The organism is Stenotrophomonas sp. GD03958 (assembly GCF_029839005.1).
Lineage (GTDB): Bacteria > Pseudomonadota > Gammaproteobacteria > Xanthomonadales > Xanthomonadaceae > Stenotrophomonas > Stenotrophomonas hibiscicola.
This window is the reverse complement of sequence record NZ_JAOBZT010000004.1, coordinates 57,820-73,602: the sequence shown is the minus strand read 5'-3', so window position 1 is coordinate 73,602 and position 15,783 is coordinate 57,820. Positions and strand designations below refer to the sequence as shown.

The 15,783-nt window shown below is 63.0% G+C and carries 25 protein-coding genes; 6 read left to right on the top strand and 19 right to left on the bottom strand.

The features are described 5' to 3' along the window. Positions 1-75: 75 nt before the first annotated feature. Positions 76-330, bottom strand: coding sequence for a hypothetical protein (locus N5C25_RS02280; RefSeq protein ID WP_197600361.1), 255 nt, complete (start codon positions 328-330; stop codon positions 76-78). A 63-nt stretch (positions 331-393) separates the two neighbouring features. Next, positions 394-1,191 (bottom strand): KilA-N domain-containing protein, encoded by a 798-nt coding sequence (locus N5C25_RS02275; protein WP_279936288.1) that lies wholly within the window; start codon positions 1,189-1,191, stop codon positions 394-396. 455 nt (positions 1,192-1,646) lie between these two features. Between N5C25_RS02275 and N5C25_RS02270 the strand changes: the two genes are divergently transcribed. After that, on the top strand, positions 1,647-2,312 hold the full coding sequence (locus N5C25_RS02270; RefSeq protein WP_279936287.1) for an SOS response-associated peptidase: 666 nt from the start codon (positions 1,647-1,649) through the stop codon (positions 2,310-2,312). A gap of 10 nt (positions 2,313-2,322) precedes the next feature. Here N5C25_RS02270 and N5C25_RS02265 read toward each other — a convergent pair whose 3' ends face one another. From N5C25_RS02265 to N5C25_RS02235, 7 genes are read right to left on the bottom strand one after another with little or no spacing between them, the layout of a single operon-like run. Further along, complete coding sequence (locus N5C25_RS02265) at positions 2,323-3,597, bottom strand: tail fiber domain-containing protein (RefSeq protein WP_279936286.1); 1,275 nt, start codon at positions 3,595-3,597, stop codon at positions 2,323-2,325. Then, positions 3,597-4,376 carry a hypothetical protein gene (locus N5C25_RS02260; protein WP_279936285.1) on the bottom strand — a complete coding sequence of 260 codons (780 nt, stop codon included), beginning with the start codon at positions 4,374-4,376 and terminating at the stop codon, positions 3,597-3,599. The genes N5C25_RS02265 and N5C25_RS02260 overlap by 1 nt, the downstream gene beginning before the upstream one ends. Next, a complete protein-coding gene (locus N5C25_RS02255) occupies positions 4,376-4,648 on the bottom strand; it encodes a hypothetical protein (protein WP_279936284.1) in 273 nt (90 codons plus the stop codon). The genes N5C25_RS02260 and N5C25_RS02255 overlap by 1 nt, the downstream gene beginning before the upstream one ends. Beyond that, positions 4,624-5,058, bottom strand: coding sequence for a hypothetical protein (locus N5C25_RS02250; RefSeq protein ID WP_279936283.1), 435 nt, complete (start codon positions 5,056-5,058; stop codon positions 4,624-4,626). The genes N5C25_RS02255 and N5C25_RS02250 overlap by 25 nt, the downstream gene beginning before the upstream one ends. Then, on the bottom strand, positions 5,045-5,269 hold the full coding sequence (locus N5C25_RS02245) for a hypothetical protein (protein WP_134730544.1): 225 nt from the start codon (positions 5,267-5,269) through the stop codon (positions 5,045-5,047). The genes N5C25_RS02250 and N5C25_RS02245 overlap by 14 nt, the downstream gene beginning before the upstream one ends. After that, positions 5,266-5,577, bottom strand: coding sequence for a hypothetical protein (locus N5C25_RS02240; RefSeq protein WP_279936282.1), 312 nt, complete (start codon positions 5,575-5,577; stop codon positions 5,266-5,268). Before N5C25_RS02240 ends, N5C25_RS02245 begins: the two co-directional genes overlap by 4 nt. A 2-nt stretch (positions 5,578-5,579) precedes the next feature. Then, positions 5,580-6,032 (bottom strand): lysozyme, encoded by a 453-nt coding sequence (locus N5C25_RS02235; protein WP_049404266.1) that lies wholly within the window; start codon positions 6,030-6,032, stop codon positions 5,580-5,582. 139 nt (positions 6,033-6,171) lie between these two features. Here N5C25_RS02235 and N5C25_RS02230 point away from each other — a divergent pair, with 139 nt between their 5' ends. Beyond that, positions 6,172-6,444 (top strand): hypothetical protein, encoded by a 273-nt coding sequence (locus tag N5C25_RS02230; protein WP_253133000.1) that lies wholly within the window; start codon positions 6,172-6,174, stop codon positions 6,442-6,444. An 8-nt stretch (positions 6,445-6,452) separates the two neighbouring features. Here the strand turns inward: N5C25_RS02230 and N5C25_RS02225 are convergent, their stop codons facing one another. Further along, positions 6,453-6,602: a hypothetical protein gene (locus N5C25_RS02225; protein WP_279936281.1), complete on the bottom strand. Its 150-nt coding sequence runs from the start codon at positions 6,600-6,602 to the stop codon at positions 6,453-6,455. A gap of 108 nt (positions 6,603-6,710) precedes the next feature. Here N5C25_RS02225 and N5C25_RS02220 point away from each other — a divergent pair, with 108 nt between their 5' ends. Further along, positions 6,711-7,010, top strand: coding sequence for a hypothetical protein (locus tag N5C25_RS02220; RefSeq protein ID WP_279936280.1), 300 nt, complete (start codon positions 6,711-6,713; stop codon positions 7,008-7,010). An 802-nt stretch (positions 7,011-7,812) separates the two neighbouring features. Here N5C25_RS02220 and N5C25_RS02215 read toward each other — a convergent pair. Genes N5C25_RS02215 through N5C25_RS02205 form a run of 3 tightly spaced genes read right to left on the bottom strand, consistent with a single transcriptional unit; the run spans position 7,813 to position 8,746 of the window. Further along, positions 7,813-8,070 (bottom strand): hypothetical protein, encoded by a 258-nt coding sequence (locus N5C25_RS02215; RefSeq protein WP_279936279.1) that lies wholly within the window; start codon positions 8,068-8,070, stop codon positions 7,813-7,815. Continuing rightward, positions 8,067-8,585 carry a Rha family transcriptional regulator gene (locus N5C25_RS02210; protein WP_279936278.1) on the bottom strand — a complete coding sequence of 173 codons (519 nt, stop codon included), beginning with the start codon at positions 8,583-8,585 and terminating at the stop codon, positions 8,067-8,069. Before N5C25_RS02210 ends, N5C25_RS02215 begins: the two co-directional genes overlap by 4 nt. Beyond that, entirely contained in the window at positions 8,582-8,746 is a 165-nt protein-coding gene (locus N5C25_RS02205; protein ID WP_279936277.1) for a hypothetical protein, read from the bottom strand. The genes N5C25_RS02210 and N5C25_RS02205 overlap by 4 nt, the downstream gene beginning before the upstream one ends. 170 nt (positions 8,747-8,916) lie before the next feature. On the opposite strand from N5C25_RS02205, the gene N5C25_RS02200 reads away from it, so the two are divergent. Genes N5C25_RS02200 through N5C25_RS02190 form a run of 3 tightly spaced genes read left to right on the top strand, consistent with a single transcriptional unit; the run spans position 8,917 to position 10,122 of the window. Beyond that, positions 8,917-9,414 (top strand): Arc family DNA-binding protein, encoded by a 498-nt coding sequence (locus N5C25_RS02200; protein ID WP_279936276.1) that lies wholly within the window; start codon positions 8,917-8,919, stop codon positions 9,412-9,414. 31 nt (positions 9,415-9,445) lie between these two features. Then, complete coding sequence (locus N5C25_RS02195) at positions 9,446-9,907, top strand: hypothetical protein (protein WP_279936275.1); 462 nt, start codon at positions 9,446-9,448, stop codon at positions 9,905-9,907. Beyond that, complete coding sequence (locus N5C25_RS02190; RefSeq protein WP_111104823.1) at positions 9,904-10,122, top strand: hypothetical protein; 219 nt, start codon at positions 9,904-9,906, stop codon at positions 10,120-10,122. Before N5C25_RS02195 ends, N5C25_RS02190 begins: the two co-directional genes overlap by 4 nt. Here N5C25_RS02190 and N5C25_RS02185 read toward each other — a convergent pair. From N5C25_RS02185 to N5C25_RS02160, 6 genes are read right to left on the bottom strand one after another with little or no spacing between them, the layout of a single operon-like run. Continuing rightward, positions 10,087-12,231: a hypothetical protein gene (locus N5C25_RS02185; protein WP_279936274.1), complete on the bottom strand. Its 2,145-nt coding sequence runs from the start codon at positions 12,229-12,231 to the stop codon at positions 10,087-10,089. The genes N5C25_RS02190 and N5C25_RS02185 overlap by 36 nt on opposite strands. Next, positions 12,231-13,388 (bottom strand): hypothetical protein, encoded by a 1,158-nt coding sequence (locus N5C25_RS02180; RefSeq protein ID WP_279936273.1) that lies wholly within the window; start codon positions 13,386-13,388, stop codon positions 12,231-12,233. Before N5C25_RS02180 ends, N5C25_RS02185 begins: the two co-directional genes overlap by 1 nt. Position 13,389: 1 nt before the next feature. After that, complete coding sequence (locus N5C25_RS02175; protein ID WP_279936272.1) at positions 13,390-14,088, bottom strand: hypothetical protein; 699 nt, start codon at positions 14,086-14,088, stop codon at positions 13,390-13,392. Between the two features lie 2 nt (positions 14,089-14,090). Continuing rightward, the gene (locus tag N5C25_RS02170; protein ID WP_279936271.1) at positions 14,091-14,804 is read right to left on the bottom strand and encodes a hypothetical protein; all 714 of its coding nucleotides are present in this window, start codon (positions 14,802-14,804) and stop codon (positions 14,091-14,093) included. Next, a complete protein-coding gene (locus N5C25_RS02165; RefSeq protein ID WP_279936270.1) occupies positions 14,804-15,292 on the bottom strand; it encodes a hypothetical protein in 489 nt (162 codons plus the stop codon). The genes N5C25_RS02170 and N5C25_RS02165 overlap by 1 nt, the downstream gene beginning before the upstream one ends. Further along, a complete protein-coding gene (locus N5C25_RS02160) occupies positions 15,289-15,783 on the bottom strand; it encodes a hypothetical protein (protein WP_279936269.1) in 495 nt (164 codons plus the stop codon). The genes N5C25_RS02165 and N5C25_RS02160 overlap by 4 nt, the downstream gene beginning before the upstream one ends.

Here is a 15,783-nt window from a genome sequence, read left to right as displayed (position 1 = left end):
ATCATTCGAAGTTGATCGAGGAAAGCGCCCTACTCCAAGCCGGGTCGCATCGAGAACGACCCGGCTCGGGCTTGCTCAACAACCGAACTTCGGCTCGCCGAACGTCTTGCGGAGAGAAGCGATCAGGCCAATGTCATCCGTGAGATTCGTTTCACTCACATCAACATGCGGCAATGCGCCAATGGCCCCCACAACGACATGCTTGCGCACCGTTAGAACGGCGTCCAGCGGAACAGGACGCTCTTCGCGTCCGAAATCATGCTTGTAACTACCACTCACCCAACCGGACGGTGTCAGGTGCTCGTCTTCCCACTCATTGCTCAATGACATTGTCAGCCTCAGTGTGTGCCTTACTGAAAGGTCGCCCCGACCGGGCTGGCCGGGGCGCATTGCTCAAGCAGCGGGAAGCTTCGGAACGCCAGGTGCCTCGAGCAGGATCTTGTCGAGGAAAGGCAAAGCCGTAGGATCGCGCTCGCGGAAATACTGGTGGGCCTTGTTGGGCAGCCAGACCTCATTGAAGTGAAGGCGGAATGCGTGCAAATAGCCGACCGGATACATCTTTGCGTCGCAGACACGGCCGTCTGCATAGCGATGTTTGTAAGTCGGCATCTTGGAGGTATCAACTCCCTGCTCACGCAGCCACCTCGCGAACATCTTCCCTTCTGAGATGTCCGGAACCATGTGTTCAGGCAGCGTGTACCCGCGCGATTCCAGCGGGGCTATCAAGGTAATTGCCAGCTCACTCAGGATCGAGAAGTGGGTATAAGGGACCTTGTCCTTGTTCGCCAGATAGCGCTGAATGTGAGGAGGCAGGCCCGGCGCCGGTGCACCATTGGGCTGCCGACCGGACAGCCACTCGCGCACCCACTTAGCTACCGCTACCGCAAATTTCGGGGACAACCACTGGGCCAAATGCACTGCGGCATCGGGATGAACCCAGGTTCCCTGGGCACCCTGCCCGCCCCTAACTGACTGAACAAGAACCGATATGGGAATTCCCATATCGTCGGAAAGCTCGGTCAGGAAGGCCTGGGTTGAACCCAGGCGCCGGTAGTCCGCGAAGAGCTTGCCCACTGCCTGACACATGGCAGTGGCATTGATGTACCCATCGAGCTTGCGCTGCTCAATGAGGGTGTTCTCCATCTGGCGATGGATGAGATGCAGCGACAGCTGCTGGGTGTTCCTGGTCATGTGGACTTAGCCTCTTGTGTTGCAGGCAAAGCCATGGCCTCAACTAGCGGAACTACGACGCACGTCACAAATCGTTAGTAACGACTGATTGACACATATGACATACGGCGTATGATTCGCTCCGTTACTTCTAGGTAAGTTGTTGCCACTGCTCGGCACTGCTTGCGTAACACCGCCCTGCCTAGCGCCAACTAGGTGGGGCTTTTTATTGCCCCGACGGTGGCCGGGAAATCCCGACGGCCACAAGATAGTGAGGCGGTTCAGCCTCGTCAACGCCAAATGTAGTGAAATTCGGCAATCCTTTGTGCTGCAAGGGTTCCAGCATCGGCGCGCGGATCAATAACTTATGGGATGCCCATCCAAACTGCGCAGTCAAGTAACTTTCGAAGGTTATCAACAACTTAGCTATCCGTAATACACGCGCCGGATACACTCTCTCAGCCTACGATCCGCCCATGTGCGGCCGATTCGTCCAGCTCCCCGTGATCGACTTCGGCCAGCCGGGGCTGGCTGACCTTGCCCCCGGCCTGGCCGAGATCCAGCCCAGCTACAACCTCGCGCCGACACAGCGCGCATCGGTGATCCTGGACCGGGGCGAAGGCCGGCAGGTGACCCGGTTGGCCTGGGGCCTGCTGCCGTTCTGGGCCAAGGCCAAGGGCCTGCAGGGATCGACCATCAACGCCCGGATCGAGACGGTGGCCACCAAGCCGGCGTTCCGGTCAGCGTTCAAGAAGCGCCGCTGCGTTATCCCCATGGCCGGCTACTACGAGTGGTCGGTCAGCCCGATCGACGAGAAGAAAGATCCCTGGTTCATCCACGCCACCGGGCCGCTACTGGCCGCTGGCCTGTGGGAGGACACCAGCCCCCTGCTGCCCGAGGGGAACCTGGGCACCTTCACCATCATCACCGGCGACAGCAGCGGCGTCTCGGCCGACATTCACGACCGCATGCCGGTGTGGCTGCATGCCGGCCAGATCGATGAGTGGATGGCCGCTAGTCCGGACGATGCGATGGCGATGCTGCTGGCCAGCGAGCCGCCGGCGATGGAGGCCTACCGCGTCAGCCGCGCGGTGAACACGCCGCGGAACAACCGCGAAGAGCTACTGCAGCCGGCAGCGTGATCGCCACCTGTCAGGTTCTCGCCTCAAGAGCTGCCAGCCGGGCGTCCATCGCCTCGATCTTTGCCGCCTGTACGTCGTTCTCCGCCGCGAGCGCCGAGACCATGAAGCACAGCAGCTCCTCCTTCCGGAAGCTGTAGCGGTCACCAGCCTCGCGGGCAGGCTGGATCAGTTCACGCCCTGCCTCACGGGTGACCTCGCCAGTCTCGGGGTCTACCTCCGCCTCCCACTCATGCCACTGCTCCGGCTCGGCTTCCCACTCGTCGTAGCAGATGAACGAGTAGGCGAACGGGTCCAGTCCATTGGCCTCCATCACAGCGATGGCCGCCTGAACGGTCGGCCCGAAGTGCTTGCGGGCCTCGCGACCTTCAGGCTCGCAGTTCTCGTCGCCGTGCACACGGTTCAGCCAACGCCACACGGCCGGGAGTCGGGCAATTGCCGACGCCGCCCTGAACTCAGCATCCCGCAGCTGACGAGGCTCGGTTTTCAGGCGGGCGTCGGAACTGCTCACGGTCGTGTTAACCGCGAAGAGCTGCGTATACCTCTGAGATGCAGATGCTCCTGACATCGTATTGTCGGATGACGGGCCAATGAAATTAGGTGTCACATTCAGGAAGTTCGTAGGTGCATTCGTTGTTGCTGACGCACCCGCACCGAGCTGAAGCGTGGTGGATGTCGCGCGAATATCCATTCGCGTGAACGCAGAACCAGCCGTATCTCCGGACCGGAGGACGATTCCAATAACGGCAGCAGGCGTTTCGTATCCGATTGACCCGACAGTTCCGATTGTCCACAGGTGACGACCGGTCCATGACTTCATTCCTGCCAATCCAGACTCATCGCCAGTGTTGTGGACAACAGCCGAGTCAGCCGCCGCACCGATAGCCGTACGCCCAGCAGCAGCATTGGCAGCTGCAAGAGACGCCAGACCTGTAGTTCCAACCGAACCCAGCGTGACCACGTTCGCCGCTGAGAAGTATGGGAAGGTGTTGGCAGTGCCAGCTACACCGGAGAGGGCGCGGCCTGCTGCGGTGAGGTCGTAGGTAGCCCACGCCGAGCCGGTGTAGTAGATCGACTTGTCGGCGGCGTAGGTGAGCCCCGCGATGCCGGTCAGGTCAGAGTCTAGTGGCTGGTAAGCGAGCGCCGCAGCAGGGCCAGTCAGCAGCGGGGTAACCGTTCCGCCGTTGTTTTTCGTGGACGGAACGCCGCTGGCATCAACAAACAGCGTCGTCTTGCTTGCAGGCGGGGTCGTGGCCGAAGCGCCAGCGGTATTGGTAAGAACGAACATCAGGAAACCTCCACAAGGACGCCGTCCAGTTCGATACTGGAGCCGGTCCCGAATTCGATAGGAAGGGTGAAAAGCGCCTGCTGGTAGGCCGGAACAACGAACGTCTGCCCGTCAGGGATGAAGTACGGGACAAACCCACCGCCGCCAGTGGCGCTGACGACGGGCCTACGCGGGTCCGTGTTGTCCACATCGATCCCGGCGCCCGCTACAACCTCTTGCACGGCGCTGTCGGCCAGATCCAGAGAGGCCAACACCTCAGCGGCAAGCGACAGGGTCGGCAACCCAGCCGACGCATCCCCGTTCGCCACATCGATTTGCTGAGCGGTGCCGGTGATCGTCGCGTCCCTCCGTCCTACGACGCGCCCCTTGGAATCAACCGTGATTGCCAGCAGGGTTCCGGCGCCAGAGTTGGGGACGTCTTCCAGTCCGATCGCGGGGTTGCCGCCCTCGCCATCGGGGTTGGTGATGTCGATGCCTGCCCCCTCCTGCAGGGTGCGCAGCGCCCATTCGCCGTCGCCCCTTCGGACCGCAAAACCCTTGCCGACCAGGGCGGCGATCTTGACCAGATTCGCAGGCACCTCGCGGATCAGCTTCCACACCGTCCAACGGGTGGCGTTCGGGTCGGTGGACGTTGCCGGGTTGATGATCTGGTCCGGGCGCAGCACCGTCCCGTCTGGGCCCCTCAGGTCGACGCCTACCTGAGCACCCTTCGTCGCGCCCTCCTCCACCGTGGTGAACGAGCGTGGGTTCTGATGGAGTGGGACGCGCTGCTTCGCCATTACCGTCCCAGTGCGCGGATCTCGCCCATGCGGTTGTTGCAGTCCTGCAGCGTCTCCAGGTTGGCGTTGTAGGCCTCCACCACCGCCTCTACCGTGCGCGACTCCGCGCGCTTGGTCGGGCAGGGCTTGGTCAGCCGTGCATCGACCGGCACCGATTTTTCCACGGTGAGACGAACCACCTCGGGCAGTTTCGGCTGCTCGGGCTTCTTCGAACAGGTGCCGAAGCCGCACAGCGGCAACAGCAGGATCAGAGCAAGGGGATGGAATCGCACAGCTGCATCTCCAATTGGGACCGGCATACCGGTTTCATCTTGGCCGCCTGCAACGCCTTCTCCGCCGCGGTGGCCCGGCGCTGGCCCTCGGCCGCCGCCGCTTCAGCACGGCGGGCCGCAGCGTCGGAGGCCTTGCGCGCTGCCTCGGCAGCATCGATCGATGCCTGGGTCTGCCGGTTGACCTCCTGCAGCAGTTCGCCGGCGGCGTTGGCCGCACGCAGGTTCTCGGCCGCCTCGGCGCGTGCGCCGTCGAGCTGGCGCTGCACCGCGCCGATCTGCTCCTGGTCGGCCGCAGCCTGACGATCCTCACCACGCTGGCAGCCGGCCACGAACAGGCCGCCGGCAAGCAGCGCCGCAAGGCCCCAGCGCATCAGGTCCGCATACGGCCGGATCGGGTCAGGGATTTGCATCGGAACGCCTCCGGGCCTTCAGCACACGGGCCACCACGCCGACCGCGCCAAGCACACGGATCGACCACTTCGCCGGCTCGGGCAGCTCGTCCATCCAGCCCATGGCGGCGATCGCGTCGTACATGTCCGGGAACAGGCACACCAGGCCGAACACCCATACCGAGGCCAGCTTCCATGCGCGGCGCCACCCGTCGATCAGCTCGACCTTCATTTCAGCCCCCTGAGCTGCTTCAGCTCCTTGATGTCCTGCTTGTTCTGCTCGACCTGCACGGCCTGCTTGGCCAGCTCCAGCTTCAGCGCCGGAACGTCGGCCAGCTGCGTGTTGAAGGTCTGCAGCTGCTGCTGCACCGTCGCCATCTGCTGGTTCGTGACCTGCTGCTGCGTCAGCACGGCCTGCATGGAGCTGATCAGCCAGTAGCCGCCGGCGATCATGAAGCTGGCGAAAGCGCCAGCGATCCATTTCTCGACCGGGCCGAGTGAAATACGGGTGCGGCCGTCCTGGCTCGGCTGGGCTTCCATGCTCATGCGCTCCCGCCCTGACCTTCGAACACGCGGCGCTCATCGGCTCGGCGGTTGGACAGGCCCTGCATGACCCTGCCGTTTGCCCTGTTCCACCGCGGAAATTGAGCCGCAGCTCCCGCTACATCGCCGGCGTTGAACAGCTTCAGCAGGGTCGAGCTGCGGAATGCAGAGACGCCGATGTTGTAGGCCAGGCTGACCATCGCCCCCAGTTGCCGGTCGGTTGCCGGCCGTCGCAGCGCCGACCGCACGCCCTTGGCGAACCGGTCCAGATCGAGGGCCAGCCGGTCGTCGGCCTGCTTCTGGCTCCAACGGACGCCCTTTTCGATGCCAGGACCGGTCGCGCCGTAGCCGATGGTCCATGGCGCTCCGCCGGTGGCGGGGTCGGGGTAGGCCTCCAAGCGGCACCCCTCCCACTTCTTCACCAGCTGTACCGCATATGCCAGGGCGCTCATGCCCGCTCCCCCGTGTGTGATGGGGTCATGCTGCCCGGGGCGGCGGGAGCATCAACGGACGCCGGCAGTCTCAACAATTGGGAGACGGGCCGAGGCTATATTCCGGCTGCCCACAGGGGGCACCAACATGGAGAGTGGAATGAGTGCTTATTTGGTCAGTTACGACCTACACAAGATGGGGCAGAACTACGAGTGCATCCGCACGAAGCTCCAGGCATACCCCAAGAGTTGGAACATGCAAGGGTCCGTCTGGATAATCTCAAGTGTCCAGACGGCCCCTCAGATCAGAGACGATCTGGTGAAGTGCCTTGATGGCAACGATAACGTCTTCGTGGCAAAGCTGGACGTAGCGTCTTGGGCTGGATTCAGCGATCAAAATGGTGCGTGGCTTAAAAGAACCATTGAGGAGTGATCAGCCGCTCAGCCTTGCGGATCATTCGCTTCAATGAATCTCTTGCTTCGGCTTCCATAGGGCATTCCTTGCACGTGCACCAGCACGCCAGCGAATTTCGCCGCAAGGTGAATGACCCACAGCCGCCATGACGGGATGTACGGATTGTTGTTGTACACGTGACCTCTCCTCTCGGTAGGAGAGGTCACCCTACTCCCGCGCCGGGCGCCATCAACGGACTAATCAGGTAGCACGGTTAAAATAGAGACGAGACACCGCACCGCTTCATGCTCTATTTCCTCGGCGACCACAAACTAGCAACAGGAATTGCAATGAAAAAGTACGCAAAGTCGTTCATTTTTTCCGATTTCGAGCATTACGGCATTCCTGACGGCGTTCACTTCGCCGTCGAGCTCAGCCAAGGCGTGGAGGTTCTAATCTTCCGCAACCCACCGACTTGTGAAGTCAAGCGTATCCCCAACGACTACTTCAAGAAGTTGCTCGAAGACGGTACGGTCGTGGACGCCGAAGCTCACGTAAACGCTTTGCTTGAAGACGGACTGAGCGCGGCGCTCGCGGAAGACTAACGGTCAACCCTGCCCGCCCTATCAGCACCGGCCAGCCTTGCGGCCGGTGCTACCATCTGGCTAGGCCCTGGATTGGCCGGGGCTACCAAGGAGATGGAAATGGATCACGCAAAACAGCAAGTTGCAGATCGCATGGCTGAACAGATCTTCGTTCACACCATTAGCCGAGCGCTCGCCACGCCTGGCCAGACGGTGAATACGAGTGAAGCAGCGAAAGTCGCGCGTGCAGCGGCACACGATTACGTCTACGGCGGGGGGACAACCATGACTTCACCCGCCCGCAGGCCTATGGGCTAAGCCTCAGGCGCTCAGCTCGCCAGCCATGCATCACGCGGCCCGCTTGGCCTCCGGGAATTCGACGCTGAACCACTGAGCGAGAAAACCACCGAATTCCTCAGAATAAGTCCTGGCATGGCGGACCAGCGCGAACAAGTAGCAGGCCTCCCGCTGTTCCTCCGGAAGCGCCTCGATCTCTCCGAGGCACTCGAAGCAGATCTGATAGTGGAACGAGCCGGCGGGGGTGGACCTCTGCCCCCGAATGGCCTCGCGCCGGTGCCACGACGCTGCCCTCTGGCAGCAGTCGCAAACCCCGTGATGTGCCGGAAAGTTGACAGACAGTGCCTGTCCTGTAGCCTGCTGCATGGAAGCCTCCTCCAGATGTTTCCAACTGAAGCCCCGGGGTTGCCGCCCTGGGGCTTCTCCTTTTCGATTGGGGGACATGAAGCTCGCCCCACGGAACCAACATACACGACCACCTACCCTCACCTAAATTGGGCAGATTCTTAGACCAGCTAGGCCGCATCTAAGCTTGCGAATCGCCCTGCACAAGAACATCGAACAGCGTAGTGATGAACGCTCGAAGCTCTGCCTCGCGTTCCTCCATGCTCTGTGGATCGCTCATGTCATGGGCGAGCGCCTCGGCGGCAATGCGAATTGCCCCGTCAGATCCGACCTGCTTGATGTCAAAGAAGATCTGGGCAGCGTGCCCATGTCCAGTTGCCTCGTAGGCGTCATATGAGGACGGCGATCTCGAACTGCGGATTTCGATGACGTTGCTCATGCTGCCTCCCTGCCGATCAAAGGAAGCTTGATCTGTGGGTCGAGGCTTTCGAGCCGCGCAAGATGCACCAGTTTCCTGCTACGCCACACCGACAGGTCGCGGCCGCACCGCGATGCATGATCCTGATCGTGCCGGTACTCCAGATAGGCAACCTCCCAGTGCTTCAAGGCTGCATTCGCCTGAGACTGGATGAACTCAGCCATCTCGTTGAAGGCGGCGATGAAGGCTTCCTTGGCTTTCGCCGCCTCCTTTCCGGTGAAGCCCATGACCAGGAACATGAAGCCGTCCTTGGTCATCTGGATCACCGGCTCTGGCTTTCCATTAGCCAAGTCATTGATTTCCAAGCACTGCACAAAATTGTGCAGTCTGAAGCCTTCGGAACACTCCAAGTTGCGATAGGCGCGCAGCACGCTGCGATGGGGCTTCCCGAAGCTCTTGGCGACGGTCCTGCTGTCGGTCATCACGTGCTCACCGGCGAGCACCACTACTTCGGAAGCGTGATCGAGCCCGTTCATGCAGCCTTCTCCTGAACCTCGGCTTCCATCGCCTGGCGCAGCATTCGGTTCAACACCCAGTTCTGGCTGCGATCTTCACGCTTTGCCTTCTCGCGGAGCCAGTCCGCGACCGATCGCGGAATCCGGTATCCGACCACTACCTGTTCATCGCTCTTGCGCATTTGCTACCTCCTATCGGCTGGGTTGCAGCCAGAGTGCGGCAACCTGAGGAAGCGTCAACGGACGTTCTGATGTGTTGCCGTGACGCTGTAGAATCTATTTGATATCCACAATTTGTGGATGTCAAGTGGATTCTTTTGCGATGGATCAATTGGGCATCCACAATGGCTCAATGAACGATCGTCACCAGACCAAGCCTTACCCGCTGCGAATGGGGGAAGACCTCCGGGCCAAGCTAGAAGAGAAAGCTAAGGAGATGGGCCGATCCCTCAACGCCGAGATCGTCGCCAGGCTCGAGGAAAGCTTGGCAACCGCCCAAGAGGATCCGGAGGACGTTGAATTCAGCCAGTTGATCGCGGATTGGAGGCGGGGGCGGGAGCAACTTGCGTTCATCGACGCGGAGCTGGTCCCAATGCAGCAACTTCAGTGGTCCTCGGAGAAGGCTGGGCTTCCTAAAGGCAGCGTGATCGGAAAATGGACGCCCCCGCCTGGTCTCCCTGAGTGGGCATCGCTGGGAGAGGCGGTAGCGTTCTATCTATCGCTTCGGGAAGATGCAGAAAGAGACCTGCAAAACGTAACGGCGAAGCTGTTCCTAAGCAGAGGAATCACCTCAGCGGCTGACGAACTGGGTGCGCGCACGAAAGCGTCCAGAGACAAGAAGGCGAAGTAATGAGCAACGACCAAGGATGGGAGGACCGCTGATGGGAACCTTCGCCAAGATCCAGATGCTGAAGTCCTTTGCTCTTGGACTTCTCTTCGATGTGGGGTTGGCGGCTTTGCTCAGCCTGTTCCTGCGACCAGGCGAGCGCGGGTGGGGATTCATCGCCACCTTGTTCGCGATCTGGGTGATCTCCTTCCTGATGCACATTAGGAAGTGGCTCAAGACGCTGGCGATCCTTGGCCTGTCGCAAGGAGCGCTTGAGCGCGACTACGTGAGGATGCTCAGCGGGACCGGAATCCCTGGCCCAGATCCGCGCTACAACAGCGATCCGGTCGACTATCTTGCTGCGGTCGCTGATGACTCGAACATCGACCCGAACACGCGGGTCGCAGCTACAAGCATCTTGATGGGCATCAAGAAGGACGGCGACCATGCCGGATTCGTTGGGGCCCTTCTTATCCGAAACGCAGCAATGAAGGCACTGATGAGGATCCCGCGATGACCGACGATCGATTCAAAGACGCAGGCCAGTTCCAGCCTGAAAAGGCGTGGGCGAAGATTGTTCGCAAAGACAAGGACCGGGCCTTCGACGAGAAGTATCCACTCACGTGGTGGGATCGTTTCTGGATCCCCACGTCGCTGGCCCTGCTCCTGGTCGGCATTGTCGCCTGCGGTGGCTATCTACTGCTGTGGCTCCTCAGCGCCCCCTTCGCTTGATGCGGCGAGCGCTTCGGCGACATCTGCAATAGATTCGTCATCGTTCTCTGCAGACATTCGCTTCAAGACGTTGAGCTGCGCAGGAAGCGCACCGATCGGAAGTTCAGTCGAGCGGGCCAGCCACTTCACGAACTTTGGGTTCGTCATGGCACGCGCCAATCCATTCGCCAAGGCTCCCCCACCCACGGTCATGGCCGCCGGTCCGATTTGCCCGGTGATCACGAGGCCGCCAATGGTCGCGGGATATGCAAAGGCTGCCCCGCGGTTCACCGTTCCGCTTGGGTTTCGATACACCTCCGATCCTGTTTTGATTCGATCCGCCACACGGGCGATCTTGTCCATGTCCTCGCTGAAGCCGGCGCCGTATCGCCCGAACAGGGTCCGGCGCGCTTCGGGGCTTAGGCCGCTCCAGTTCGTCAAGAAGGTGTTCGGGCTGAAGGCATCGCCGGCCGCGTTCTGAGCCCCCGGATTGGCCAGGCCCATGCGCTTGATAACCGCAGCGCTGACCGCCTTCTGGCCGTCTTCGGGCAGCGAGCGCATCACCGCGCGCAGCGTCGTCGCGCCGTCCTTCGTTCCAGACATTGCCGCCTGGAACACCTTTTCGGGGCCACCGTTCTTGTCGACCACGCGCTCCAGCGTTTCCAGTCGATCGGCCGACGCCTTGAAGTAGTCGTTGGCGCGGCGGACTGCGGCCACCGCGCTCGGACCCTGTGCCTGAGCGGCAGCCTCCAGGTCCTGAGACAAGGAGCCGTAAAGGCGCTTCAGCTGTGCCGTCGGCCGATCAGTGGACAGCGAGAAATCAGACAGCTCCTCACCGATCTGGCTGCGAATCCGCTTCACGGCCTCATAGGGGATGCCAGCGAGACCGGCCTGCTGCGCTGCTGCTACGTCCTGGGCCAGGTTCTCGGCCATCTGCTGGATCTTGGGGCTGATCTGGGCGCCGGTGGTTGCCTCAGCGCCTGCAATAGGCGTGGTGAGGTCGGCAAGCGCCCGCTGGGTGTTCGACACACCGATCGGCGTATCGCTGGGGATGTGCTGGTCAGCCTGCCAGTAGAGCGCCTTGCGCATGGCGTTCGTGTTCTTGGAGAACGTCTGGACACCGCGCTCGATCGCACGGCCAGCACGCTCGCCGCTGATGTTCCTGGCCAGCTGATTGCTGACGTCTGCCAAGCCGCTACCGATCTGCTCGTTCTGCGCCTCAGCAAAGCGGCGCATCACGCCGCCACTGGTGGGCGTCCCACTCAGTACGCTCTCGATGCCCTGACGCGCCCAGCTGCCAGTTCCTTGCCCAACAGATGGCGTTGCTCCGAGAACGTCAAAATCCCTAATGGCATCACCGAGCGCCTGTCGGTTCGCCTCGCCTCCTCGGAAGGCGCCACGCAAGGCCGCCGGTGCACCAGCAGTGATTGATGCGGGTGCCAAGCTACCCAACACGCCCGCTGCAGTCTGGCCGAGCACTCCCGCCCCGTTCTCCCTTGCTGCAGAGCTGGCACCAGCGCCGGTAGCAGCACTGGCCGTCTGAAGGATGGGCTGGGCCGTCAGCACCTCAGCCGCCCGCTCGCCCAGAGTCGGCGCAAGCTGTGGCGCAGGCGCAGCGCGGGCCAGCGTCGGGACGACGGATCGACCAGCTCCCAACGCCGCACCACCGCCAAGCGTCAGGCCGGTACCGGTCAGCGCCTCGCCAATGTCACCGAGGACACGATCGCCGGAGGTCTGCGCCTTGGGCAGTCCGAGGGCGTCGCCCAGCGTCGCGGCGTTGTCGCGGAAGCTGGCCACGGGGCGGCCGGTGATCTTGGTCTCCAGTGCGCCGAGGGCGTCGCCACCAACCGCACCCAGCAGGCTTCCGATGCCCTGTAGCACCGAACGAGCGCCGAACGCCAGGTCGCGCGGGATACCTGCCTTCCAGCCGTCCGCCTGCCGTCCATCGGCGGTGCTGGAAACGCTGCCGGTGACCTCGGAGAAGTCAGGCGGCAGGGCCTGGACCGTGCCGAGCGTCGGGATGTCCTGATACTCCGTCCAAGGCCCAACCTCCTCCGCTGGCTGTGGCGCGCGCGGCGCCGGCTTGGCCTGCAGCTGCTGATACTCTTCCCACGGCAGCGGACCGGCCATCAGATCTTCTCCCACGCGTTACGGTCGGCGGGATTGCCGCCACGGAATCGGTAACCATTGCGCACAGTGCCCGGCGCCGGACCACCAGCTGCGGGAAGACCAGGGCCACGAGGAACGGCCGAGGGAGGCGCATCGCCCAAGGTGCCCGATGCCTCCACGCCGATGCCCTGAAGCTCCTGCACGAAGTCCTTCAGCTGCTTCAGGGTCCTGGCATTCACACCAGGAGCGTTGGACAGCGAGGGGTACTGAAGCGCTGCGATCCTTGCCTCCAGATCCGACTGCGAGCCAACACCCGGGACACGGGTCAATGCCAGCATCGAGTTCTGGATCGCGCCGACGGCGGCGTCCAGCTCTTGCCCAGCCTCGGTGTTGCGGACCAGATACTGATCGATCGGGCCAGTGTCTACGAACGGACCTCCGAGGTTCCCCAGTGCCGCCTCGATGCGCGCCAGGCCTCGGTTGACGTTGCCGAGCTGCGCAGTCTTGGTCGCGTTGGCTTGCTGCGCCTTCATCTCAGCAGCGCTCGGTGGCTTGGCTGACCCACGCGGCGGATCGCCGAGAGTGCCGGCGCTGCGCTGATCTGCGTATTTGGCCGCGTCCAACCCCATCGCCTGCCGCGTGCGCGCTGCGGTCGCGTAGCTCGACGCTGCCGAGGCATTGCGCTGCCCTATGGCAGCCTCGCCGAGCGGGGTCACGTTGACGGACTGGTCCGGCTGCGCGTACGGGTTGTAGGCGACGTCGCCCGCGATCTTGGTCATCTCCAGCGGCTTGGTGGTGAGTCCCAACGACGCGGCGCCGGCCCCCGCCAGGTCCCCAAGGGTGGCCCGGTCGTAGACCGCTTGGCGCATTGCAAAGTCCTGCGATTGGCCGAGTGTGCCAAGGTCGACCTTTTCGTTCGCGGTCAGTCCGTACGCAGTCAACTGGTTTAGGGCGTCCACGTCACCAGCCCGTGCCCGTCCGATGAGGTCGGCCGTCAGGCCCTGCCGCGAGGCGACGTTCTGGTCGCCCAGTACGCGTGCATTGCGGGCTTGGCGAGCCTGCTCCAGCGCGTAGGCGAGCTTGTACTCGGTGTTCATCTGATCGTTGTAGGCGGCCCGGCCGTTGCCGAACAGCGCATCCCCGAGTGCCGCGCCTGCGCGCATGTATCCGTTCGCCATGTCAGTATCCCAGTACGCTGCCGCGGGGGATGCCGTAGCGCGGACGTGCGCCGGGCAACTCGTAGAGGGCATCCGTGTTGTTGCCGAAACTCGCCATCGCGCTTGGAGCTGCTGCCGCCCCGCCGCCTGCCATAGCCCCACCGGCTGCCATAGCCCCACCGGCTGCCATCAGCCCACCGGACAGCAGATCCATGCCTGGCCTGCGCCGGATGTTCCTCAGGCGCAACTGGTCGATGAAGCTCTGTCCAGCAGCTTCTCGCGAAAGCCCGTCGATGTCCGTTGCCAACCGGCCATAGTCGAATGCCTCATCCTGCCGCTGCAGCCGAGGCGCTTCGATGCGCGCCATCAGGTCCGCCGTTCGAGCGGCTGCGGAATCGGCCCCGGTGCGCGCCGCGCCGGTATCAGCCTGAAATGCCTGGCCGCCGATCGGAGACTCCAGCCCTGCCACGGCCTGCTTGCGACTACGCTGCAGCTGTTGGGTGAACTGCGACAGCGCCTGCGCCCGCTCGTCTGCGGACGTGCTGGCCTCGGTCTTGGCGATCTGCTCGTTGACCTTGGTGTCAGCCTCCTGCTGACGACGCGACTGGTTGAGCAAGCTCTGGGCAGTGGCCTGGTCCTGCTTGCGTGCGACGCGCGCGGTCTCAGCCTGCTGCATTGCGGTGCCGGCGACTGCCAAGGCGATTGGAATGAACTGACCCATGCTTATCCTCCGTAGCCGCCGTAGCCGCCGCCGTACAAGTTGACCTGCGAGATGCGGGTCGCCTCACGCCTATTGGCCTCGTCCCTGCGCTGCTTGACGAATGCTCCGATGCCGCCGAACTGGTCTGCCAAGTCTTCGCCGAATGCCGTCGAACGGGCGGCCTCCAAGTTGGAGCGCAGGCCAGCCGCGGCCTGCTGAGCCCCGGTGTTTGCGTCGAGGCCCGAGGTAGCCAGCTGAATCAGGCGCGCACGCTGGTCCTGGTCGGCTGCTTCCAGCTGGGCACCGGCACCCTGCGCGCGGCTCTCCACCGTCAGCGCGCCACGGTTGTAGTCGTCGCTCAGGCGACGGTTCTGGTCCACAGCGACGCTACCGCCGTTCAAGCCACCACGGGCCAAAGAGAACTTCAGTTCCCGTTGCGCGTCCACGTTCTGGCGATTCAGATCGTCCATCAGCTTCGTGCGCGTCGCGGTTACGAAATCCGCGATGTCCCTTGCGCGGCGCGGGTTGTCGAACACCTGGTTGATGCGGCCCTGGGCCTCCCGGATCCGCTCCTGGCGTTCCATCTCCATGCGCGCGGCCACGTCCGCAGCCGACTCGCCCTGCTTGGCCGTCTTGGTCAGGCCCAGCGGGTCGAGGAACTTGCTGGCGCCGGACTTCTGAATGAGCCCGGTCGGGTCTGCCCAGTTGCCCTTGCCGATATTGCCGCCGCCGGCCATCAGCCTGTCTCCTTGGTGCGTGCAAACAGAACCGCGTCAGCGCCATTGGCGCAGTAGCGGCTGAGGGTGGCTTCTCGGCGGTAGCCCAGCGAACGCTCGTACCATTCGAACGTCTTGTCGCGGCCGGCCACGCCGTACAGCTGCAGGCGGTGCACGCCGGCCTGCGCCAGCATCTTGTCGTTGAGCCTGCGCGTGATCTTGGTGATGGCGCGCCAGTGTTTCTCCCAGCCGGCCATCGTGCCGAGCTGCCAGCCCTCCCATACGCCCGGACGGACCTGCCAGAAGCCGCCGGCCACCACTGGCACGTTGTCGGCCAGCAGGACGAACTTCGGCCCAAGTACTGCCGCCATCTTCAGGATCGCCTGCTGAGGGTCGTATTCGGCTGCGCCGGTCATGGCCAAGTCCTGCGCGATCTCGTCCGGGCGCATGTTCCTCGCCAAGTACGCGAGATCCTCGATTAGGACGTCAGTGGAGGCGATGACGGTCATGGCCCGTTGCCCAGGTCGAAGAAGCTCAGCGACGCCTGCGTCAGCGCCCACTTCTTGCCCGGCGCGAAGTCTACACGCAGGCTGAAGGTCGGCGCCGACATCGGGAACGGGATCACCCCGCCCGGCAGCGTATCGGGATCGACCGTGTACGGCTCGGTGAACGCGGCAAGGTTCCGCTGGTCGTAGCCGATGCTGATGCTGGGCGTGCCCTGGCTCACGATGTCGAAACCCTCCATCATCTTGGTCACCCCAGGGGTTCCGAAGTCTAGCCAGGGCCACTGAACAGTGCCGCCGAACAGGATCGTGGAACCCCCAACGTCATCACCGACGGCGTACTCGGAGACCTTGCTGATCTCGTCGCCGTGCCGGATGTAGAGATCATTCCCCAGCTGGGCGAAGGCATCCACGGAGAACGGGAAGAGATAGCGGCTCCAGGCGCCCTGCTTGCCGGTGCCTCGCATGGTGTAGACGTAACAGGTCGTGTTGGTCAT

What these genes read in the sequence shown, in the direction of transcription:
- N5C25_RS02280 (WP_197600361.1), bottom strand. Translation starts at nt 330, where the DNA reads ATGTCATTGAGCAATGAGTGGGAAGACGAGCACCTGACACCGTCCGGT.
- N5C25_RS02275 (WP_279936288.1), bottom strand. Translation starts at nt 1,191, where the DNA reads ATGACCAGGAACACCCAGCAGCTGTCGCTGCATCTCATCCATCGCCAG.
- N5C25_RS02270 (WP_279936287.1), top strand. Translation starts at nt 1,647, where the DNA reads ATGTGCGGCCGATTCGTCCAGCTCCCCGTGATCGACTTCGGCCAGCCG.
- N5C25_RS02265 (WP_279936286.1), bottom strand. Translation starts at nt 3,597, where the DNA reads ATGTTCGTTCTTACCAATACCGCTGGCGCTTCGGCCACGACCCCGCCT.
- N5C25_RS02260 (WP_279936285.1), bottom strand. Translation starts at nt 4,376, where the DNA reads ATGGCGAAGCAGCGCGTCCCACTCCATCAGAACCCACGCTCGTTCACC.
- N5C25_RS02250 (WP_279936283.1), bottom strand. Translation starts at nt 5,058, where the DNA reads ATGCAAATCCCTGACCCGATCCGGCCGTATGCGGACCTGATGCGCTGG.
- N5C25_RS02245 (WP_134730544.1), bottom strand. Translation starts at nt 5,269, where the DNA reads ATGAAGGTCGAGCTGATCGACGGGTGGCGCCGCGCATGGAAGCTGGCC.
- N5C25_RS02240 (WP_279936282.1), bottom strand. Translation starts at nt 5,577, where the DNA reads ATGGAAGCCCAGCCGAGCCAGGACGGCCGCACCCGTATTTCACTCGGC.
- N5C25_RS02235 (WP_049404266.1), bottom strand. Translation starts at nt 6,032, where the DNA reads ATGAGCGCCCTGGCATATGCGGTACAGCTGGTGAAGAAGTGGGAGGGG.
- N5C25_RS02230 (WP_253133000.1), top strand. Translation starts at nt 6,172, where the DNA reads ATGAGTGCTTATTTGGTCAGTTACGACCTACACAAGATGGGGCAGAAC.
- N5C25_RS02220 (WP_279936280.1), top strand. Translation starts at nt 6,711, where the DNA reads ATGCTCTATTTCCTCGGCGACCACAAACTAGCAACAGGAATTGCAATG.
- N5C25_RS02215 (WP_279936279.1), bottom strand. Translation starts at nt 8,070, where the DNA reads ATGAGCAACGTCATCGAAATCCGCAGTTCGAGATCGCCGTCCTCATAT.
- N5C25_RS02210 (WP_279936278.1), bottom strand. Translation starts at nt 8,585, where the DNA reads ATGAACGGGCTCGATCACGCTTCCGAAGTAGTGGTGCTCGCCGGTGAG.
- N5C25_RS02205 (WP_279936277.1), bottom strand. Translation starts at nt 8,746, where the DNA reads ATGCGCAAGAGCGATGAACAGGTAGTGGTCGGATACCGGATTCCGCGA.
- N5C25_RS02200 (WP_279936276.1), top strand. Translation starts at nt 8,917, where the DNA reads ATGAACGATCGTCACCAGACCAAGCCTTACCCGCTGCGAATGGGGGAA.
- N5C25_RS02195 (WP_279936275.1), top strand. Translation starts at nt 9,446, where the DNA reads ATGGGAACCTTCGCCAAGATCCAGATGCTGAAGTCCTTTGCTCTTGGA.
- N5C25_RS02190 (WP_111104823.1), top strand. Translation starts at nt 9,904, where the DNA reads ATGACCGACGATCGATTCAAAGACGCAGGCCAGTTCCAGCCTGAAAAG.
- N5C25_RS02185 (WP_279936274.1), bottom strand. Translation starts at nt 12,231, where the DNA reads ATGGCCGGTCCGCTGCCGTGGGAAGAGTATCAGCAGCTGCAGGCCAAG.
- N5C25_RS02180 (WP_279936273.1), bottom strand. Translation starts at nt 13,388, where the DNA reads ATGGCGAACGGATACATGCGCGCAGGCGCGGCACTCGGGGATGCGCTG.
- N5C25_RS02175 (WP_279936272.1), bottom strand. Translation starts at nt 14,088, where the DNA reads ATGGGTCAGTTCATTCCAATCGCCTTGGCAGTCGCCGGCACCGCAATG.
- N5C25_RS02170 (WP_279936271.1), bottom strand. Translation starts at nt 14,804, where the DNA reads ATGGCCGGCGGCGGCAATATCGGCAAGGGCAACTGGGCAGACCCGACC.
- N5C25_RS02165 (WP_279936270.1), bottom strand. Translation starts at nt 15,292, where the DNA reads ATGACCGTCATCGCCTCCACTGACGTCCTAATCGAGGATCTCGCGTAC.
- N5C25_RS02160 (WP_279936269.1), bottom strand. Translation starts at nt 15,783, where the DNA reads ATGACCAACACGACCTGTTACGTCTACACCATGCGAGGCACCGGCAAG.